Origin of the sequence: [Flexibacter] sp. ATCC 35208 (assembly GCF_001975825.1) — a bacterium.
In the GTDB taxonomy this organism is placed as follows: Bacteria; Bacteroidota; Bacteroidia; order Chitinophagales; family Chitinophagaceae; genus Chitinophaga.
This window is the reverse complement of record NZ_MTKN01000358.1, coordinates 1-350: the sequence shown is the minus strand read 5'-3', so window position 1 is coordinate 350 and position 350 is coordinate 1. Positions and strand designations below refer to the sequence as shown.

Genomic DNA, 350 nt, shown 5'->3' with positions numbered 1-350 from the left:
TATATAAATAAAGATAAAAAATAAAAAAAAAAAAAAAAAAAGAGACAAAGAAAAAAATAAAAAATAACTAATAAAACAAAACCCAACACCTACAACTCTACCCATGCAATAAAAACGTGATATAGAAATCCCATTATAATGCTGAAAAAAAAAAATTTTTTTTTTTTTTATTCTCTTTCTTCTAACACACAAAAAAAAAAAAGGAATTAAACAACCCGACGAAAATGTTAATAAGAGATGCTCTTCCCTCCGCCCCCCTGTTTCATTTTTTTTTTCTCTCCACCCCCCCCCCCCCCTTTTTCTTTTTGCTCCCCCCCCCCCCCTCCCCTCCCCTTTTTTTTTTTTTTTTT

The 350-nt window shown here is 31.1% G+C and carries 1 protein-coding gene; it reads right to left on the bottom strand.

All coding sequences use genetic code 11. From position 1 onward, the window contains the following. On the bottom strand, window positions 1–350 hold a 350-nt coding region (locus tag BW716_RS38000), incomplete at both ends, for a hypothetical protein (protein ID WP_220388960.1).